The sequence below is a fragment of the Oscillatoria sp. CS-180 genome (genome assembly GCF_028330965.1).
Taxonomy (GTDB): Bacteria; Cyanobacteriota; Cyanobacteriia; order Phormidesmidales; family Phormidesmidaceae; genus Halomicronema.
Map to the genome: position 1 here is coordinate 13,507 of NZ_JAQMUB010000037.1, position 18,894 is coordinate 32,400.

Here is an 18,894-nt window from a genome sequence, read left to right on the forward strand (position 1 = left end):
AAAAGCAAGGGATCACCGCTCTTTAGATTCGGCGTGATTTCATGAAGGGCAATGAAAGGCGTTTTAGGTTTATAGGCCTGACTCTGCTTGACCTTTGCACACCTATTTCAAAGGACACTCTCTACGTTATGGCAACCTTAAAAGTCGGAATTAACGGTTTTGGTCGCATTGGTCGTTTGGTATTTCGGTCTGCCATCAAGAACCCTAATATTGAATTTGTTGGCATTAACGACCTGGTTCCCGCTGAGAACCTGGCTTACCTCTTGAAATACGACTCAACTCACGGACGCTATCAAGGTACTGTTGTCGCTAAAGAAAACGGCATTGAGGTAGACGGCAAGTTCATTCCCACTATGGCCGTCCGCAATCCTTCTGAGCTGCCTTGGAGTGATTTAGGTGCAGATTATGTAGTGGAGTCCACTGGACTTTTCACAAAATACGACGGTGCTAAGCAGCATTTAGACGCCGGAGCGAAGCGCGTTATTCTCTCAGCTCCGACCAAAGATCCAGATGCGATTCCGACGCTGTTAATTGGCGTCAATCACGAAACCTATTCCCCTGAAACCGATCAGATTGTCTCCAATGCCAGCTGCACCACAAACTGCCTAGCACCGATCGCGAAAGTTATCCAAGACAACTTTGGTCTCGCAGAAGGTCTGATGACTACCGTTCACGCTTCCACAGCCACTCAGCCCACGGTGGATGGTCCCAGCAAAAAAGATCTCCGAGGCGGTCGCTCGGCAGGACAGAACATTATCCCAGCCTCTACTGGAGCTGCCAAAGCCGTTACGCTAGTTCTGCCAGAACTCAAGGGCAAGCTGACAGGTATGGCCTTCCGGGTGCCTACACCCGATGTTTCCGTCGTCGATCTCACCTTTAGAACGGACAAAGCTACAAGCTACGACGAGATTTGTGCGGCGATGAAAGCAGCATCTGAAGGCCCCATGAAGGGCGTTTTGGGATACACCGAAGAGCCAGTGGTCTCAACTGACTTTGTCACGGATCCCCACTCCAGCACCTTTGATGCAGGTGCCGGCATGGAACTGAATTCTAATTTCTTCAAAGTTGTCTCTTGGTACGACAACGAATGGGGCTATTCCTGTCGAGTCGTTGATCTCATGCTGTACATGGCTCAACAGGAAGGTATTTTAAGTGGCATTCAGATCCCTGCAATGGTGTAGCGATCGCCACTTAATCGAAGGAGCATGGTCATGACCATGCTCCGAGCACACGAGGTATGGGCCGTATGGATACACGTCAGCAAAATACATCGTCAGGCTGGGGACTCGCGATCGCCACGCTTCTTGCGATTATCGGGACTCTCACTATCAACACGCTTTCTAACTTTTATCCTCCAGGCGGCGAGAATGTCGGTGAGATCGCCAATACAGTTCTGTCGGGAGTGTTGATCACCCCCGCTAACTATGCCTTTGCTATCTGGGGCCTGATCTATTTAGGACTGATTGCGTACGGCATTTATCAATTGGGTCGCCATCAGCGGCAAGACGAAACCATCCGTCGCGTAGATGGATTGCTGATTACCGCCTGCATCGCTCAAATTTTCTGGATTTATCTTTTTACTCTGAAGTTCTTTTGGCTATCCATTCTCGCGATGTTAGCCATTCTATTTCCGCTGATTGGCGTCTATCTAACGCTGCGACAAGATAGGACAACGGCTAATCGCCAGCGGCGCTGGTTTGTTCGCTATCCCTTCAGCATTTATCTAGGATGGATCTCGGTCGCGACAGTCGTCAACGTAGCCTCGGCCCTCTACACATTAGGTTGGCATGGCGGACTCGGTGACGCACCCTGGACTGTGATCATGATTTTAGTCAGTGCAGCGATCGCACTTTTTGTGATTCAAACTCGTCGAGACATTCCTTTCACGTTGGTCTTTGTTTGGGCCTACATAGCGATCGCCATTCGCCATACGGATATTCCGCCTATCTGGATGACTGCGCTCGGCGTTTCGATCATTTTGCTGGTGTTGTCAGCCTTCAAAGTTCGAGCGATAGCCGCTTCAAAATAGGCTGAGCTGCGCGGCTGGCTTCTCCAGAGCATCCCACGGTAGCGACGACAGGTCTGGATAAGCGAGCTTAAGCGTCTCGTAAAAATAGCGCGCGATCGCAGGTGATCGCGCTTCATCTGGACAGTGAATGAAGAGATAAACCGTTTTACCTTGCTCTAGCCAAGCCTGTAAACAGGGTATCCACTTCAGGATGTAAGGCTCATTGAAGTTCAAATCGGGATGGCTGATATACCGCACGATTGAAAAGTCTGCTGTGACTATCGGCTGTAGCGGGACGTTCGGTTTGCGCCGCTCCGAGGCCAATTGCGGATCGGGCAACCCTTCCTCTTGACCGTCATACATCGTGCGCGTATCCAACAGAACACGACCAACACCCAGCCGTTTCAGCAGGGTGTTCAAACGATCCGCATGGGCAGGTTGAAACCACTCCAAATGGCGGACCTCAACTGCGATAGGGGCGTCCTGTCGCGGCCAAGCTGTGAGGAATTGGGTCAGGTCTGATAGTGCTGCTGGACTGTAGCTGGGCGGCAACTGGAGAAAGACTGGCCCTAATCGCGACTTCAGACGCTGCATTGTCTTTAAGAATGTCAATGACTCTGACAAATGCGGCATGAGTTCACCGCCGTGAGAATACAGTCGAGGAATTTTAGGACAAAAGCGAAATGTCTCAGGAGTCTGTGCGGCCCAGCGATCAACGGTCGTCGGTTCTGGGATGGAATAGAAGGTCGTATTGCCTTCGACGGTTGTTAGGCGATCGCCATACAGTTTCAAAAAATCTCCCGGTCGCGTTCCAGTCGGATAAAAATCTCCGACCCAGTCTTTGAAGGCCCACACTGCACAGCCAAGGTAGAACATGGCTTTTTCCCCGCTCATTGTAGGAAAAGTGTAACAATCAGAGGGAAGTGGCTTACGTGCGATCGCCCTATGAGCTTTATACGAACCCCTAAACCTTGGCACCTATCGGAAAACATCATTACGCCGGAGTGGGCCTATTGGAACCGTCGTAAATTCATCAAAACGCTAGTTGGAGCAGGAATTGGTGCGTCTGCGGTATCTTTGAGCGCATGTCAGCGTCCCAACGCAATGGCTCCTGAACTCCGTCAAACCTTAGGTAATCCACTCGACAACGTGATACCCAATCCGGACTTTCAAGATGCGGGTCGCGCAGTCACAGAACAGCAGTACGCGAGCACTTACAACAATTTTTATGAGTTTGGGGGGACCAAAAACATTTGGCCTAATGCGCAAAAACTACCCACGGATCCTTGGACAGTAGAAGTCGGTGGACGGGTCAAGAATCCCAAAAAATACGACTTGGATGATTTGACCCAGCGTTTTCCTTTAGAAGAACGTATCTACCGCTTTCGATGCGTTGAAGCCTGGGCAATGGTTGTTCCTTGGATTGGCTTTCCCATGAAAGCGTTGATGGACGACGTAGAACCGACCAGCGACGCCAAATTTGTCAGCTTTACTTCTTTCTACGATTCAGAAATTACACCCGGTCCCGCTTGGGGCTTTGCCATGAATTTGCCTTGGCCCTATGTCGAAGGATTAAGAATTGAAGAAATGGCGAACGAACTTGCATTTTTCGCCGTCGGTATCTATGGTCGAACCCTGCCCAAGCAACATGGTGCGCCAATTCGCATGGTGGTTCCCTGGAAGTATGGTTTCAAAGGCGGCAAATCCATTGTCAAGATTGACTTCCTAACAGAACAACCGGCGACCTATTGGAATACGCTGGCTCCGAGTGAATACAAATTTGAAGCCAATGTAGAACCAGAGGTTCCTCATCCCCGCTGGTCTCAAGCCACTGAAAAAATCGTAGGTAGCAATTCCAATCCCTTTGATTGGGAACGACAACCTACGATAATCTATAACGGCTACGGAGAGTATGTAGCTGATCTGTATGCATAGTTGGTTCAGGTTCTAGGGCGCATCATCAATCAATTCTAGAAGCCTTATGGCACAAGCCTTGCTGCGTTCGTTCTCAATTTGTCAGCTAGGGGCTGAAACATTCTCAAAATAAAGCATTTGAGCGCTAAATGATGGCAGCCCCGAGTATGACAAGCTTTGCTCAATATGGGGTATCAGGTGATGGCAGGAACAAGTGAAACAGGCTGCGTTTGTTTCTAGCCATTGCGTCTACCAGCGAATTGTTCGTTGCCAACGGCAAACAGTTCATGAACCCTTTTTAGCGGAGTCTTTTGGCATGTCGGATATTTCTGAGCTGCTGATAGCGCTGAAGGAGTGGCGAAAATCAGTTCGGCAGCTCAAGAAAAAAGGAAAAACTCCTCAAGAGCGATCGCGACAGCTAGAGCGGGCTAGGCGAAAAGTACTTGCCCATCTATCTAAAGAGAGCGTTATTGAGGAAATCGATGATCTGATTCAGTCAGCAACCTCACTAGACACCTTCTCAGCTGAAGATGTTCGTGAAACGCTTACCGAAGACGCAGAGTCTTTAGTCACCGTGGAACTGAGGACCGTTCATCCGCTTGCAGTAAAACGCAAAGCGCTTGAAAAGCTGACGACCCATTTTATGAACACGCCTGACAAAGACGAACCTATTGCAAACAGCGACGAGTTGAAAACTATTTTTCTAAGACTAAGTCTGATTATTCCCCATGAATATTGGGAGTCAATTCCTTTAAGCCGCAAACAGAAGAAACGACGACGACGAGACCTCGCCATGGGAACCCTTCAGACCACTTTGGGGATTGGACTGCTGGCTGGCAACACCCAATTGGAATCAATCGTGGCAAATTCGTCCTATATCTTGGGTGGCAATGCTCTCATGGCTGCCATGCAAAATTTAATTGGTCATCTCCATGATATTGATAACTTTTGACCTTAAAGGATGACAAGAGAAGAAAGCTTATTCTCTTGGAAGTTCCCCCGACCCTTCTCACAGGCGGTGGGACTTGTGTTTGGATTAACCGGTCTAGGATTGCTGTGTGAATCACCCTAAGTCCGCAGGTTACGTCTGTGCTAACTATCCAACGGGCCGTTGACAAGAGCATTCAATCCGTACACTTGACGGCTGCCGACGAGGGGAACCAGTGTTACCTCTCGCTCATCGCCTGGCTCAAACCGTACAGCGGTTCCTGCCGGGATGTCGAGTCGCATTCCTTTGGTTTGCTCGCGGTCAAATTGCAAAGCGCTGTTAACTTCAAAGAAATGGAAGTGTGAGCCAACTTGAATGGGGCGATCGCCAGAGTTGGCAACGGTCACGGTCACAGTCTCACGTCCGGCATTCAATTCGATGTCGCCATCGGCAGGTAACAGTTCTCCTGGAATCATTACGGTCTCCTTGAAGATTTTAGGGAAAGTAAAGACGGTGGAACGGTAGAAAAGATAGGGAATCGGAGGATGTACTAGGGGATGGGATTGTGCACCGTTACCAGTTTGGTGCCGTCTGGAAAAGTTGCCTCGACTTGCACTTCATCAACCATCTCCGGGACGCCCTCCATGACCTGATCGCGAGTGAGCAGCGTCGTGCCATAGTGCATCAAGTCTGCTACAGTACGTCCCTCTCTGGCTCCCTCTAAGATCGCGGCGGAGAGATAGGCAACCGTTTCAGGATGGTTCAATTTGAGGCCCTTATCTTTACGTCGCTCAGCCAACAGAGCAGCCGTAAAAATCAGCAGTTTGTCCTTTTCTTGGGGCGATAGTTGCATAAAAGCGCTAGTTCACAACACCACGTTTGACGATACGCTGATATTCGAGAAGCAGCTGTAAGTCATTAACCGATTTTTACGTTTGTCAAAGATCGAAACAACTGCTTCTAATCAATAATTTGCCATCAATGGCGTTTACGTGCTTTCCACGTGCCGCCGTAGGTGTAGTGAGGATTGTCATTTTTGAGGGCTGGCAAACAGCGATCGCACACAAACTGCCAAGTCCCCGACTCATCACTCTGCACTCGATACAGTACGGAAGTTGTGGTCTGACAGCGATCGCACGCTTTTTCCCGAATTCGTCCCATTATTATTTCAAAGTAGCTTAGGTCAAAAGTTCAACTAAGCTTTTTGCTGCAATAGCTCTACTTCTTGCAGCATAACTTCCGGGTCTTCCATGCGGGGCTTCTGAATATAGTTAACCTTAAATTCTTCTAGAAGATCGGCTAAAAGGATTCTAACTTCGTCCGAGTTTGCCCGTGTGCGGAGTTCGTAGGCTAATGCATGGCGAAAATCGTGGCTGAGCTGGTCAAGTAGAAGTCGACCTTCGTCATCGGCGTATGAGCTAGCTAAGATTTCGCAGGTTGCCTCAGACAGATAACTGGCAATACCGTCCAGGGCTTCCTCCGGCAGTCCCATGAAACCGGGGAGCTGGCGTAAACCATCGTACAAGTCGCTACCAATCAGCGCTCGCTGCAAGCTATGGCGCAGCAGCTTCTCAAGATCAGGTCTGACGGTCGGCATTACCCGCATTACAACTAGGCGTAAGAGACGATCAGACACCTGGTCAACTTTGTCAGGGTCCTTATCCACATTGTCGACGAGGGTGTAATCATCCGGCTTTCGCCACACGTCTAAGATGGCTCCCTGACGGATAAAGATTTGCCCTTGATTAATGAGTCGAAGAATAATGTATTGAGCTAGGCGATCGCAGGCATAGGCTGCGGGTTCGTGAGTGACTTGACCTAGCAGCTTGGCAACGTTGACGAAGTGACTGCGTTGCAGATGAACGATCGCAGGAATGATCCTCAACAAACGCCAAAACGGTAGAATCAAGGGCAATTCATACCAGTGTCTCAGCAAAGTTTTCCCCCAACTAGCACGTGGGTTGTGACGGCTGATCATCCACGTACGTATCAGCAGTTCTAGGCCGAAAAAAAGAATGAATGGTAGATCAATACGCCAAAAATGGTCAGTTGGAGATCCCAATGGCAGAGTTTCGCGGTAATAGCTCTGCGCTAATAGCGGCTCGATTCGAGTTTGCAGAAAGGCATCTACTGTTTGCCAACCATTCTGCTGAATGTACTCTGCCTGCCAAAAGGCTTCAAAGGCTGCCCGGGTGGAATTGGCCCCCGTCAGCTGCTGTATGCGCCGCTCTAGCTGAGCCAATGCAAATGCCTGCTGTTCGTTCTGGAACAAATTGTTTTCGATTAGCGCAGTGCTTTGCTGCTGTAAGTTGGCTAGCGATCGCTGCGTCTGTTCACTCGCCAAACCGGTTTGACGAATATGCGATCGCAATTCCGCTATTTCGTCCAGATAAGCTTCGGTAACTGGATTAGCGATAACACCTTTGACCGGATCATAAACTCTGACGAGGTGAGGAAAATAAGTGGCGTAGACAGAGCGAAGCGGTAAGTACGTCAGATTAAAGATAACGAGCAGCAAATTCACCAAGATGACGAGCGTGACACTCTGCGTCCAGCGATGCTTCCATCGCGTTAACTGGAGAGAATTGTCATCATGCGACGAGTCTGATAGAGATTGCGCCATTTCTTCAATGTCGATGTTGACAACCTATGCGGTCAATTGACGGTAAAGCCTCCTTCATGAGGATTCAAAAAGGCTTGACTTACCCCTCACAGTAATGAATCGCAGAATTTGCCTACATCATTCGTTGGAAGGAAATTGGGTTTGGCTTCAAAGGGGGAGGGAGTTGGTGGTTGGTAGTTAGTGGTTAGTGGTTGGTGGAGAGAGAGTTGGTGGTTGGTGGAGAGAGTTGGTGATGATTAGTTATCAGTTATTGGTTATTGGTTATTGGTTATTGGTTATTGGTTATCAGTTATTGGTTATTGGTTATTGGTTGGTGGAGAGAGGTTGAGGTGGGTTTCTTATAACTGGAAGGATGGCAAACTTCGGCACAAGCTTTTCTTGGTCGTAATTGCGGGACAGGATTTTATTGCTATTAGCCGGCTTCGACGGTGTAGCCTGCATCCGCGATCGCCTGCTTCACCTGGGTTGGATCTGACGTGGTTGAGATGGTGACCGCTTTTGTTTCGGTATTCGCGTTCACTACTGCTGCAGCATCCAGTGCGTGCACTGATTTTGTAATGGTGTCAGCGCAAGCTGAGCAAGCCATATCAGGAATCGTCAGGTTCAAAGTTGTCATAGTGTTGCTGCTCTAGAGACGTCTTATTGTTAGTTCCAGATCGTAACCTAGCATCAGGATCCCCATACCGTAACGACCATCGAAATTGTTTCTACAGGATGTGCTCTTCAATTCTCCCGATCACTTACCCCAAGCCAATTTCGCTTAAGCGTTGGGTGAGATATTCTCCTGCGGTCTGGCTGGGAAATTTTGCCTGGCCGCCTGTACGAGCAACGCAGGTTGGCAAGGGGGACAGATCCGTTTCGGGGCGAGGATGAATGAAAAAGGGCAGAGAAAATCGTCGATCGCGATCGTTCTCTGGATTCGTTACCCGATGAGTCGTACTTTTGAACAGCCCGTTGGTTAGATTTTGCAGCATATCGCCCGTGTCAACGATGAGCTGTCCTGGAATGGCGGCGATCGGCAGCCAAGTACCATCGTTCTGCAACAACTCCAGTCCGGGAGTCGTTGCCTCACAAAGGATTGTGAGCAGATTGATGTCTTCGTGGGCAGCGGCGCGAATGCTGGCGGGAGAGGCTGCCGCTGGAATCGGGGGATAGTGCAGCACCCGCAAGAGTGTGGGGCTATCAATCGTCGCGTTTCGCAAAAAGTCTCTGGGCAAGTCCAGATAGAGGGCACAGGCTTCTAACAGCACGTTCGCGCACTGCTCCAACTGTTCAAACAGCGTCAGCATGGCTGGTCGAAAAGCAGGCACTTCCTCAGGCCAGAGATTGCCAGGAACCGCCGTTTCCCGTCCGATGTGCCAAAACTCTTTGAGGTCAGGATGGGGAGATGATTTGGCATGTTCTCGTCCAAAGGCGGTGAATCCCCTCTGGCCCTTCAATGTCAGGTCTTCATAAGCGGCCTTAACCGGGTCGGGTAGGGAAAACAGTATGTTGGCAGCGGCATAGGCAGCTTGGATCAACTCCGCGCTGATGCCGTGGTTGGTTAGGGCCAGAAACCCAACCTGCTCTAGAGCCTCGCCCAATTCTTGAACGAACTGTCGCTGCTGAATCGCGGACCCGTTTACAAAGTCCGTCAAGGTCAGCACTGGAATCGTCTGTGACATGGTGCCGTCGTGTCGAGTGTTGTTTCAGAATACGCTTTTGATCCCTAAAAACAACAGGCTGTGGCACAGTGAAAGACGACGTTTTGCGATCGCTATGGAAACGCTAGTCATTCACGACCAGTCCTTGGAATTGCTGCCTGAAAAAGCGGCTCATCTGCCTGACCAAAAGGCGCTTCTAATCTCGGATGTGCATTTGGGCAAGTCGGAAACCTTTCAGCGGTTTGGCATTCCGATTTCAAGCCAGGTGAATCAGGCGACGTTGAATCGGTTGCGGCAGGCTTGCGATCGCACAGGTGCACAGCAGCTTTTCATCCTCGGGGATCTGTTTCACGCGAAGGTCGGCATGGTTGACGAAGTGATTGATAGCTGGCTTAAGTTTTTAGCGGAAACGCAGCTGGAGGCTCATCTGATTCTGGGCAACCACGATCGCGGCCTGCTGGATTTCTTATCTCAGCTCTCGGTGACCTGCTACACAACACCGATTGATTTTGGGCCTTGGGTGCTGAGCCACGAACCGTTGCCGATGTCGTCTGGCGTCAATATTTGCGGGCATATTCATCCTTGTGTGCGGATTGGGCGCGGCAGCGATCGCCTGCGATTGCCCTGCTTTTACTGGGAGAAGCAGCTGAATCGCCTGACCCTGCCGTCATTTGGAGAGTTTACTGGCGGATACGATGTCGCGATCGGGCACCATGCAACGGCCTATGTAGTAGCTGAAGATGTGGTGACCCCGTTTGGCTAAGTCCAGAGCTGCTCCTGTTCCAAGTTGTCTTACGTCATATCAGCTGATTGTAATAAGCTCTCCAGCCACCGAATTTCGTAATTTCCTGTTTGCCATCGACCGTCATGATCTCGTCGATGACGCCTAGAACCACCTCAACATCGGCTAGTTTGACCTTGCCTATCGCTAGCCCTAGGGATTCCTGCATTGAAATTTTTCCTAATCCTGCTAGCGGAACATCCTAAACTTCAACAGCGATCGCCCCCCCTATTGAACGCGAATCATGGCGTCTCGAACGCTATGTCGAATCCTCTTTGCCGAGGGCACCAGGAGCACCCACTAAAGTACGTTTAGGGGAACAGGTCACAATCATGATGACTAGCGTCAGAACTTGTAGGGATAGCTCACTCACAATTGCAAAATTGGCAGACCAGTAGCTGCCAAAGCAAAATGTGAGGAATGTCACCAAGCATCTGTCGAAACGCATCAAAATTTTCTGCTGAGTACCTGTGCTGGTCGCGTGTTAGATGTAGGGATGTGCAAGTATGCCAGCTACAAATCAGTCATAACCTTTTCTCGAAATTCAAAGCATATTGCGTTACGGTATCTTTCTACGGACTAATTATCCGATGATACAGATGTAATATGTTTTTTTGGCAAGACCATCTGTATTGCTTCCCTGTTTGCACTTTTTCCTGATATGGCTGCTCTCCCGTGTGTCGGATATTTTCCGCCTCAAGCCGTAGTACTTCCTACATCTACATACTGCTTCGTAATGCTCTGCTTAAAACAGGCTGTCGCTTCATAAGCATGCCAATCTAATATCAGGGTGACTTGGTAAATCAGTTCCTGTAACGCCCCCGAACAGATTTCTAGTCATGAAAATTGTCACTTCCGCTGTTTTTCAGGGTACTTCTACCCTGTCCACCGTCGTGCTGGCTTCTACTAGTCTTGTCGTAGTCAATGCTGCGATCGCTCACGCCATGCCAACCATTCAGGTTGATAGCGACGGATCCGTTCAAGTTGATAGTAATGCCTTCGACTTATCAACAGGTCCCAACCGAAATTCATCGAATATTCCCATGCCTCGCAGTTTGATTCAGCAGCGTGAAGAAGGCGTTGCTCAACCTGTTCGTCGTGACCAACTCGCCCCCAACTCTATCGAGTTTAGAACCGATGCCGATAGCATTAATCGACAGCTACAGCCACTACTGCCAGGGTTCGAAATTCGTGAAGAATCCCTCCGACTCTCAACTCAATTTGAACTGCAATATATTCCTGGCGATCACGGCTATGGCGAAGGTATTCAAGTTGCTGTTTATGGTCCAGACGGTAGCGTTAAGACGGTAGAACGAGGATTTGTGCGGGGTGATATTGTACGTATTGGTCCTGATGGACAAGCGCTGCCTAGAGTTGCTCAAATCACCGCCGTGTATGGGACTGAAGATACCGTCGAACTGCGAGTCTTGAACATTCAGCGTGATGGTGGTCAACCCCGCGAATCCGGTGTTTACTTCACAACCACTGGTGAATTGGCTGTGGAAGACTTACCTGGTGGAGGCGACTTGGATTTTGACGATGGCAATTATTTTGAGTTGTCTGGCGGGCAGGGCGCCACTCGTGTCTTTCAAGAGGTTCAAGCCGTTTCAGACACCGTTACTTATCGTACAGAGATCGTTGAAACGCCTTTGATGCCACTGCTGCGCGAAGAGCAAATTGTGGATGAACGTTCCATGCGCGTAGAGCAAACATTTACTGAGGTTGAAGAAGAACGAGAGTTTGGTTACATCGAGAACGATTTGATCGCTCCTCATCTCTTACCTCATGCTGCTGGTATTAGCACAGCTGACGATGAGCAGCTTGTTTATAGCCAATATACGGATGCGGCCCAAGTGCGCCTGGGCAGCGATGGCGCTAGTTTAGTCGGACAGTTGCCTCCGCTGGTCAGCAATCCGGATAGTCCACCCACCTTGCTGACTGGCAGCCTCCAGGTTGACCCTACGGTCGAAGACAATCGAGCGGGTATTAATGTCACCCTTGGCCTAACTCAATTTTTGGCTCCCACTCACCGAGCAGCGATTGATATGTATGGTCAGACGCTGGTTAATCCTGATCTTGATGGGCCAACTCTCCTCCAGCCCACAGGACTGATCAATAACACTCGTTTAGTTGGGTTTGTCCCTCCGACACCTGAACAGACAGTGCCGGGCGATCGCCTTTCTTCCATCGATGGCGTGTTCGATTTACCGGACAATCAGACCATCATCATTGCGCCTCCTGAACCTGATCAAGTGGGATCGGGGGACTCTGCCTACCTGCGTAACGTAGGCGGATTAATTGTCGTCAAGAACGATGGCACTTTGGAATTTGTTCCGCAGTGGAATCAGCAGGGATACCTAACTGAACCCTTCACGCTGACCGCAGGTTCAGCCCGTCAGGTGATTTATGCCTTGGTTCCTCAACAGGCCGACCAAAATCTACAGCTAGGACAGTCTTACGCTGTTCTTAACCAGTCTGCGAATGGGTATCAAATTCTGGATGGCGGCTACCAGATCATTGCCGCGAACCAGTATCCTGAGAACTTTAGACAAGAGCTTCTAGACGTCTATGCCGTCGAGGATACGCTAGCAGGAAAGAATTTCTCAACTGAACGCTTCAATGGCATTCGCGGAAGCTATCGTCAGGTACCAGGAGGACCCCTGATCAGCACGTTCGATGTCACTCAGCCGGATGCCGTTGATGCCCGTGTTGGAAACCAGCTCTCAACCCCAGACACTATAATCCCGGCAGATCCAGGTCAAACAGGTTACTTCACCACAACAGTAGCAGGCGGTCTCTATGTCCGAGGTGCACTCGCAGTAGGGCTAGGCAATCAGCGAGATAGCGTTACAACTACCACGTCTACATTGCAGGGCCAAGTTGATGTAACCTCTCGGCAAGTAACGACCAACGTGTTTGCGACTCCTCAAACGCAGGTCGAAACCCGGACGACAGAGCTCATTAACCGCACCAGTGAAACAAGACTGCAAACCGGGCGAACCACTTTTGATATCGATGCTGACGGTATCTTGAGTAATATCGACGTACAGCTCAACGCGCCTGTTATAACGTCACCTGTCTCAGAATTTTTAGAATCTCCCACCGTCGTAGATACCTCGGTACAACTGGGGACTGAATATCTGGCAAGTTCGATAACAGAAACGTCCACCGATGCTGTGCTCGTAGAAGACAGTGTTCGTTTGGTTGATCAGCAAATTACTGTTGACAAAGACGCCTACCCAAACTTTTCCCCGGTCATCGGTGAATTGGCAGTAGGTGGTGTGCTGAATTTAGGACAGACTCCTTGGACGCCTGCGGCGAATACTGTACGAGCAGAGTTGTTTGCTCAGGCAACCGTTTTAGGGCGTGAAAACACCAGAGAAACTACAGGTTGGCGTGTTGAAGCAGTGATTAACCCTTTTGGAGAAGAACACCGTCCAGCCTATAGCTATGATCAAGACGGCACGCTAACCCCGATTTATCAAACCCAACTGGTACTGGATGAGGATGGCAATCCGGTAATGGCAGCCGTAACAGATGCCTCTGGTCAACCTATGGAGGTGGAAACTTCTGAGTTTGTTCTAAATGAAGCAGGAGAGCGTATTCCTCAGACAGTTGGTACTGGCCGACCTGTAGGCCCCAAAGTCTATTTACGGGTTGAGGATGTGTTTGCCCGAGATGAGGGAGTCTTGGTAGACGGTGGTCTGACGTTTGATTTTTGAGCAAATCTATACAAAGTCACTCATTACTGCGCCGATTGATGTGTTGCCTGCTTCCAGCAGGCTTGACACATCATCAAGATTGGCTAACGAGTTGCTCTGCAGATGAGTTGCTTTGAGATTGTTCTGGCCTAATTTCTACGATATGAGCGGGTTCTTTGGCCTTGAGAAACCAAAGAATCACGATTAAGGGCAGAGCATACTTGTCCCATGGAAAGGCTTTGAGCATGATGCCAGCATTGAATAGAACCATCCAAAAAGTCAGATTGACAGAATAGAAACGCCAACAAGTTAATAAAGCTAATCCATAAAACAGCACATTGGCGAGCTGCTTAACAGGCATAGCCTGAGCGATTTCCCAGACGACGCCTTTGCAATTCGTTGGCGTAAACACAATTAACAGAAAAAGCAGGATGGCTGCAATGACAGCTTTGGAACGACAAAAAGGTTGCTTCCTAAATTTTTGCGGAAATAGAAAACATTCGGGAAGGACGTAAAAAAAACCTATACAGGCTAGAAAATACAGGCTGCTGTCAATTGCCAAGCGATCTAGGAAAGCGGAGATATTCCAGAACTGCAACAGTTGCTCTGGGTTCAAGCTTTGTAAATCCTGCTGTACCGGGGGAACTGAACGATGCTCAAAGGCGGCAGCAGGAGCAAATCCGTTAAAAATTAGAAGCCAAACTAGGATCGTCGAAGCGGCGACAGAGCTACTGAAAAAGCTTGTATTCAGCTGCCGACGTTTTTTGACTGCATTGAATAGTTCATAAGCCGAAATGGCAAGTGGAAAGGCTAGCATGTATTGCCGTGATGCGATCGCTAATATGAAGCTCAACCCACTGCTTAAGGCTCGATGCCGCAGATAAAAACTAACCCCAAGCAGAACAAAAAAAATTGCGATGATGTCTGTGTAGTAAAGCGTGCTGAACCAAAGAAAGTATGGACAGAGAAAAAGCCCAAACAGTGCCTTAATGGGTGTCATACCGTCTCTATTTCCCGGCCAGCCTATGATAAGGGCGATCGCTATTGACAATACGAAATTGGCTAAACGACCCCAAAAAAGTTCCCCAGGGAATATTTGCTGTAGTTTTCCATAGAAGACGAATGGTAGCGGAGTATTAAGTTGATCGTAGTTACGGATTTGCTCTAATGAAGGCAACAATGAGTGACTAAACTGTCGACTCGTCTCGAAAAAAGATGACTCATCTGCCCACGGTAAACCCTGAAGCTGATCAACCCCAAAGAATAGTGCAGAATAGACTGCCAATATTAATACTGTCAGTAAGCATAAAGGTTTCATCGTAAAAATAGAACTTAACCATTTCGCTCATATTCTTCCAAAACTGACACAAATTCTGTGTTTTTTTTGACAACATTTTCACAAATTAAATTTCAAATACGGAGAGCACATTGACATCTTCTCCATCTCTATGAAGCAACTTCAACTTTTGGTTAGGCGCAAAAAAGCCATCAAGCAGAAATTTATTCCTAACGGAATATTGACATTTCCTTGAAATTAAAGTAATCGAAAAAATCAAGCCCTTGAAGTTTTCGGCAGTCAATTATTTGAAATTGATTTCTATTCATCCAAGTCCCGAATTTAAGCGCTGCACTCATTTGGCTTAAGCCCTTTAGCAGCAGGAAGTTTTAGACTGGAAAGAGATTCGCTTTTTCTGGCTAACCTTGACCTTTTACCTTTGGTTTCCTGCCTTTTGCCGTCGCTAAGGTTTGATAACTCAAACACTGGAACATGAATCTACCCTTGATCTTCTTGTTTCCTTTAATGAAATCGTCCCTGGGTTGTTGCACAACCATTCTGTTGCGGTAAAGTAGGCCGTAGATTTTGGACTATCTGTGGGGAGATATGCGCTGGAAGCGATTTTTAACTGGGGTAATGTTGGGAGTGATCGCAAGCTTCTGCATCGCTTGCACACAGACTGCACTACAGTCATCGACCACGACTTCATCCCCTGCGGACAGTTCGATAGAGCAAACAGAGACGGTTGAAACGACAGCCGCTGCTCCAGAACCAGACCCAACACCCCAGGCGCTACCTCAGGCAACTCAGCAGATGCTGGCCAGTCTGGGTCAGGAGCTAGTCGATCCACCCCGTGGAGACCTCCGCATGGTGGTGATGAGCGATCTGAATGGCGTCTACGGCTCTACAGACTACGATCCTGAAATTGACAAGACGATGGCCCTGATTCCCTTTTGGAATCCGGACTTAGTGGTGTGTAGCGGCGATATGGTAGCGGGACAGGATCTGACCCTCACCCCTGACCAGATTCAGGCGATGTGGACCGCTTTTGATGACCATGTTATGGCTCCCTTGCGAGCAGCGGGTTTGCCTTATGGGTTCACCATCGGCAATCACGATGCTTCCAGCGCATTGGGCATTAACGATGTTCATTTGTTCCAGCAGGAGCGCGATTTGGCAACTGCTTATTGGCAAGCTCCTGAACACGATCCGGGGGTGGATTTTGTTGATCGCTTCGAGTTCCCCTTCTATTACGCCTTTCGTCACGGCGATATCTTTTTCGTGTCTTGGGATGCTTCCTCTAGTCAAATCCCAGAGGACAAGCTGGCTTGGGTAGAAGAGGCACTGGCAAGTGAAGCGGCTCAGAACGCTCGCATGCGAATTCTGTTAGGACACTTGCCGCTGTACGCCGTTGCTGTAGGCCGCGACGAACCTGGCGAAGTCATGGACAATGCTGACCAGCTTCAAGCCATGTTGGAAAAGTATGACGTTCACACTTACATCAGTGGGCATCATCATGCCTATTATCCAGGCCATCGCGGCAATCTTCAGCTCTTACACATGGGCGTCATCGGATCAGGACCCCGCCCTTTGATTGACAGTGACTTACCACCCCGGAAAGTACTCACCGTATTAGATGTGGACTTTGATGCGCCTGACCCAACTCGCTACACCACCTACGACATTCAAACAATGGAGGTGATCGAGTATAGCGATTTACCCCGCTTCCTAACTGGGCACAACGGCAGAGTACTGCGGCGTGATGTAGACGAAACGGAAATTAGCGCTGATGAGCAAGCTTTTTGCGAAGCAATGCTTGGAGCAGCATCGTGTACGTCTTAGTTTTACGGCTTAGTTTTACGGCTTAGTTGGTGATCAGGGTTGGACTGCGAAGCTCTGACTAAAAGGGGGATGCCTATGCTGCATCCCCTTTTAGCCGAAACAGCAGCTTATACTAAGCCCCTTCACGAAGCTTTTCAAGGACACTTTGATCTTCCATTGTGGTGGCGTCGCCCGCGATCGCCTCTCCGCTAGCAAGATTCCGCAAAAAGCGTCGGATGATCTTGCCAGACCGAGTTTTAGGCAGAGCATCGGCAAAGCGAATATCGGCGGGGCGAGCGATCGCGCCAATCTCTTCCACAACGTGCTGTTTTAGGGTCTTCTTCAAGTCGTCGCTAGGTTTCTGAGTCCCTTCCAACGTTACAAAGGCGAATACCTCCTCTCCAGTAATCTCGTTTCTCCGGCCTACGACGGCTGCTTCAGCGACGGCTGGATGAGAGACCAACGCGGACTCGATTTCCATCGTTCCCAGGCGGTGACCAGAGACGCTGAGGACATCATCCACACGACCCATAACCCAAAAATAGCCGTCTTCGTCGCGACGAGCGCCGTCTCCTGCAAAGTACAGGTAGTTTCCATCTTGGGGCTGAATATGCTCCCAATAAGTGCGGCGGAAGCGATCGTCATCTCCGTAAACGGTCCGCATCATACTCGGCCAGGGGTGCTTGATCACCAAGTAGCCGCCCTCGTTATCACCAACGGGTTGCCCCTCAAGATTGACCACATCGGCCAAAATGCCAGGGAATGGCTTTGTTGCCGAACCCGGCTTCGTGGGCGTTGCACCGGGTAACGGTGTCAGCATAAAACCGCCTGTTTCCGTCTGCCACCAAGTGTCTACAATGGGACACTTGCCGCCTCCGATCACTTCGTGATACCACATCCATGCCTCAGGATTGATGGGTTCGCCTACTGTTCCTAGAATCCGTAGAGAGGACAGGTCGCGGGCTTTAGGTTCGTGCTCTCCCATTTTGATAAAGGCTCGAATCGCGGTCGGCGCAGTGTAGAAGATGTTGACACCATATTTCTCTACAACATCCCAAAAACAGCCGGGATTAGATGGACGGGGGACGCCTTCGTACATGAGGCTAGTCGCCCCGTTCGATAGAGGCCCATAGACGATATAGCTGTGGCCTGTAATCCACCCCACGTCGGCAGTACACCAGTAGACATCCGTATCGCGGTGGTCAAAGGTCCACTGATAGGTCATGTGAGTGTACAGGTTATAGCCGCCTGTCGTGTGGACAACACCTTTGGGTTTGCCTGTGGTGCCGCTGGTATAGAGGATGAACAGCATGTCTTCGGCGTCCATCACCTCAGCCGGACAGTGGCCCGATGCTGTCTTTTGCAAATCGTGCCACCAGTGGTCGCGACCGGGCACCATCGGAATTTTTTCTTTCGTGCGTTGGATGACCAGGACGTTTTGTACGCTGGGGGCAGCATTACTCTCCAGCGCCTTGTCTACTGCGGCTTTAAGCGGAATAATCTTATCTTTGCGAAACCCACCATCTGCCGTGATGACGACTTTAGCTTCGGCATCATTGAGCCGATCGCGCAGCGCATCGGCACTAAACCCACCAAAAACAACAGTATGAGGAGCACCAATGCGGGCACAGGCCAGCATGGCGATCGCCGCTTCAGGAATCATCGGCATGTAAAGGCCAACGCGATCGCCTTTTTGCACGCCCAAGTCCTTCAAAACATTCGCCATCTGACATACTTCGCGATGCAATTCCGCATAAGTCAGCGTGCGAGAATCACCCGGTTCCCCTTCCCAAATGAGGGCTGCTTTGTTGCGTCGCCAAGTGGTCAAATGACGATCTAAACAGTTGTAAGAAATGTTGATTTTGCCGCCGCTAAACCATTTTGCAAAAGGGGGCTGCCAGTCCAGTACAGTGTCCCATTTCTCAAACCAGTGCAGTTCGTTCTCAGCCAGTTCTGCCCAAAAGGCAGCCGGATCAGCTGCCGCTTTCTGATAAAGCGCTTCGTACTCTGCCATGCTCTTGATACGGGCGTCAGCAGCAAAGTCAGCAGGCGGCTCAAACAAGCGCTTCTCATTTAGGATAGATTCGATCGTCGGTTGAGACATAGCGGTGATATAAAATTGCGGTGCTAAAGATGCTGGCAACCAGCGTTCTTGCACCTCAAACCATACGCGATCGCTGCACCGAACATTCAATCTGT

Annotated in this window: 17 protein-coding genes and 1 pseudogene; 7 read left to right on the forward strand and 11 right to left on the reverse strand. The window is 49.6% G+C overall.

Translation table 11 applies throughout. From position 1 onward, the window contains the following. Positions 1-128 precede the first annotated feature (128 nt). Together gap and PN498_RS08565 are read left to right on the forward strand one after the other, a co-directional pair. The gene (gap, locus tag PN498_RS08560; protein WP_272062310.1) at positions 129-1,181 is read left to right on the forward strand and encodes a type I glyceraldehyde-3-phosphate dehydrogenase; all 1,053 of its coding nucleotides are present in this window, start codon (positions 129-131) and stop codon (positions 1,179-1,181) included. A gap of 65 nt (positions 1,182-1,246) precedes the next feature. After that, positions 1,247-2,029, forward strand: coding sequence for a tryptophan-rich sensory protein (locus PN498_RS08565; protein WP_272062311.1), 783 nt, complete (start codon positions 1,247-1,249; stop codon positions 2,027-2,029). Here the strand turns inward: PN498_RS08565 and PN498_RS08570 are convergent. Continuing rightward, positions 2,021-2,902 carry a DUF72 domain-containing protein gene (locus PN498_RS08570; RefSeq protein ID WP_272062312.1) on the reverse strand — a complete coding sequence of 294 codons (882 nt, stop codon included), beginning with the start codon at positions 2,900-2,902 and terminating at the stop codon, positions 2,021-2,023. The genes PN498_RS08565 and PN498_RS08570 overlap by 9 nt on opposite strands. Positions 2,903-2,953: 51 nt before the next feature. Between PN498_RS08570 and msrP the strand changes: the two genes are divergently transcribed. Next, positions 2,954-3,943: a protein-methionine-sulfoxide reductase catalytic subunit MsrP gene (msrP, locus tag PN498_RS08575; protein WP_272062313.1), complete on the forward strand. Its 990-nt coding sequence runs from the start codon at positions 2,954-2,956 to the stop codon at positions 3,941-3,943. Positions 3,944-4,136: 193 nt separating this feature from the next. Beyond that, positions 4,137-4,874, forward strand: a complete 738-nt coding sequence (locus PN498_RS08580) for a hypothetical protein (protein ID WP_272062314.1) — start codon at positions 4,137-4,139, stop codon at positions 4,872-4,874. A 140-nt stretch (positions 4,875-5,014) separates the two neighbouring features. Here PN498_RS08580 and PN498_RS08585 read toward each other — a convergent pair whose 3' ends face one another. The 6 genes from PN498_RS08585 to PN498_RS08610 all read right to left on the reverse strand — a co-directional run bounded on the left by PN498_RS08585 (position 5,015) and on the right by PN498_RS08610 (position 9,137). After that, positions 5,015-5,326: an urease subunit beta gene (locus PN498_RS08585; protein ID WP_272062315.1), complete on the reverse strand. Its 312-nt coding sequence runs from the start codon at positions 5,324-5,326 to the stop codon at positions 5,015-5,017. A gap of 74 nt (positions 5,327-5,400) precedes the next feature. Further along, positions 5,401-5,703, reverse strand: a complete 303-nt coding sequence (gene ureA, locus PN498_RS08590) for an urease subunit gamma (protein WP_272062316.1) — start codon at positions 5,701-5,703, stop codon at positions 5,401-5,403. A 125-nt stretch (positions 5,704-5,828) separates the two neighbouring features. After that, positions 5,829-6,011: a hypothetical protein gene (locus PN498_RS08595; protein WP_272062317.1), complete on the reverse strand. Its 183-nt coding sequence runs from the start codon at positions 6,009-6,011 to the stop codon at positions 5,829-5,831. 34 nt (positions 6,012-6,045) lie between these two features. Then, complete coding sequence (locus PN498_RS08600) at positions 6,046-7,473, reverse strand: hypothetical protein (RefSeq protein ID WP_272062318.1); 1,428 nt, start codon at positions 7,471-7,473, stop codon at positions 6,046-6,048. A gap of 412 nt (positions 7,474-7,885) precedes the next feature. Further along, positions 7,886-8,089, reverse strand: a complete 204-nt coding sequence (locus PN498_RS08605) for a heavy-metal-associated domain-containing protein (RefSeq protein ID WP_272062319.1) — start codon at positions 8,087-8,089, stop codon at positions 7,886-7,888. 124 nt (positions 8,090-8,213) lie between these two features. Then, complete coding sequence (locus PN498_RS08610) at positions 8,214-9,137, reverse strand: isopenicillin N synthase family dioxygenase (protein ID WP_272062320.1); 924 nt, start codon at positions 9,135-9,137, stop codon at positions 8,214-8,216. Positions 9,138-9,231: 94 nt separating this feature from the next. Between PN498_RS08610 and pdeM the strand changes: the two genes are divergently transcribed. Then, on the forward strand, positions 9,232-9,879 hold the full coding sequence (pdeM, locus tag PN498_RS08615) for a ligase-associated DNA damage response endonuclease PdeM (protein WP_272062321.1): 648 nt from the start codon (positions 9,232-9,234) through the stop codon (positions 9,877-9,879). Between the two features lie 34 nt (positions 9,880-9,913). On the opposite strand, the pseudogene PN498_RS08620 reads toward pdeM, so the two are convergent. Both PN498_RS08620 and PN498_RS08625 read right to left on the reverse strand, forming a co-directional pair. After that, positions 9,914-10,084: pseudogene (locus tag PN498_RS08620) on the reverse strand (allophanate hydrolase-related protein); the annotation flags it as partial. Between the two features lie 72 nt (positions 10,085-10,156). Beyond that, entirely contained in the window at positions 10,157-10,345 is a 189-nt protein-coding gene (locus PN498_RS08625) for a hypothetical protein (protein ID WP_272062323.1), read from the reverse strand. Positions 10,346-10,736: 391 nt separating this feature from the next. Between PN498_RS08625 and PN498_RS08630 the strand changes: the two genes are divergently transcribed. Then, on the forward strand, positions 10,737-13,619 hold the full coding sequence (locus PN498_RS08630; protein ID WP_272062324.1) for a hypothetical protein: 2,883 nt from the start codon (positions 10,737-10,739) through the stop codon (positions 13,617-13,619). A gap of 73 nt (positions 13,620-13,692) precedes the next feature. Here the strand turns inward: PN498_RS08630 and PN498_RS08635 are convergent, their stop codons facing one another. Then, positions 13,693-14,598 carry a hypothetical protein gene (locus PN498_RS08635; protein WP_272062325.1) on the reverse strand — a complete coding sequence of 302 codons (906 nt, stop codon included), beginning with the start codon at positions 14,596-14,598 and terminating at the stop codon, positions 13,693-13,695. A gap of 861 nt (positions 14,599-15,459) precedes the next feature. On the opposite strand from PN498_RS08635, the gene PN498_RS08640 reads away from it, so the two are divergent. Further along, on the forward strand, positions 15,460-16,716 hold the full coding sequence (locus tag PN498_RS08640; protein WP_272062326.1) for a metallophosphoesterase family protein: 1,257 nt from the start codon (positions 15,460-15,462) through the stop codon (positions 16,714-16,716). Between the two features lie 112 nt (positions 16,717-16,828). On the opposite strand, the gene acs is transcribed toward PN498_RS08640, so the two are convergent. Beyond that, positions 16,829-18,799: an acetate--CoA ligase gene (acs, locus tag PN498_RS08645; RefSeq protein WP_272062327.1), complete on the reverse strand. Its 1,971-nt coding sequence runs from the start codon at positions 18,797-18,799 to the stop codon at positions 16,829-16,831. Positions 18,800-18,894: the final 95 nt, after the last annotated feature.

Bases quoted from the DNA above. Each gene is read 5' to 3' on its own strand.
- gap (WP_272062310.1), top strand. From the start codon at position 129: ATGGCAACCTTAAAAGTCGGAATTAACGGTTTTGGTCGCATTGGTCGT.
- PN498_RS08565 (WP_272062311.1), top strand. From the start codon at position 1,247: ATGGATACACGTCAGCAAAATACATCGTCAGGCTGGGGACTCGCGATC.
- PN498_RS08570 (WP_272062312.1), bottom strand. From the start codon at position 2,902: ATGAGCGGGGAAAAAGCCATGTTCTACCTTGGCTGTGCAGTGTGGGCC.
- msrP (WP_272062313.1), top strand. From the start codon at position 2,954: ATGAGCTTTATACGAACCCCTAAACCTTGGCACCTATCGGAAAACATC.
- PN498_RS08585 (WP_272062315.1), bottom strand. From the start codon at position 5,326: ATGATTCCAGGAGAACTGTTACCTGCCGATGGCGACATCGAATTGAAT.
- ureA (WP_272062316.1), bottom strand. From the start codon at position 5,703: ATGCAACTATCGCCCCAAGAAAAGGACAAACTGCTGATTTTTACGGCT.
- PN498_RS08595 (WP_272062317.1), bottom strand. From the start codon at position 6,011: ATGGGACGAATTCGGGAAAAAGCGTGCGATCGCTGTCAGACCACAACT.
- PN498_RS08600 (WP_272062318.1), bottom strand. From the start codon at position 7,473: ATGGCGCAATCTCTATCAGACTCGTCGCATGATGACAATTCTCTCCAG.
- PN498_RS08605 (WP_272062319.1), bottom strand. From the start codon at position 8,089: ATGACAACTTTGAACCTGACGATTCCTGATATGGCTTGCTCAGCTTGC.
- PN498_RS08610 (WP_272062320.1), bottom strand. From the start codon at position 9,137: ATGTCACAGACGATTCCAGTGCTGACCTTGACGGACTTTGTAAACGGG.
- pdeM (WP_272062321.1), top strand. From the start codon at position 9,232: ATGGAAACGCTAGTCATTCACGACCAGTCCTTGGAATTGCTGCCTGAA.
- PN498_RS08625 (WP_272062323.1), bottom strand. From the start codon at position 10,345: ATGCGTTTCGACAGATGCTTGGTGACATTCCTCACATTTTGCTTTGGC.
- PN498_RS08630 (WP_272062324.1), top strand. From the start codon at position 10,737: ATGAAAATTGTCACTTCCGCTGTTTTTCAGGGTACTTCTACCCTGTCC.
- PN498_RS08635 (WP_272062325.1), bottom strand. From the start codon at position 14,598: ATGACACCCATTAAGGCACTGTTTGGGCTTTTTCTCTGTCCATACTTT.
- acs (WP_272062327.1), bottom strand. From the start codon at position 18,799: ATGTCTCAACCGACGATCGAATCTATCCTAAATGAGAAGCGCTTGTTT.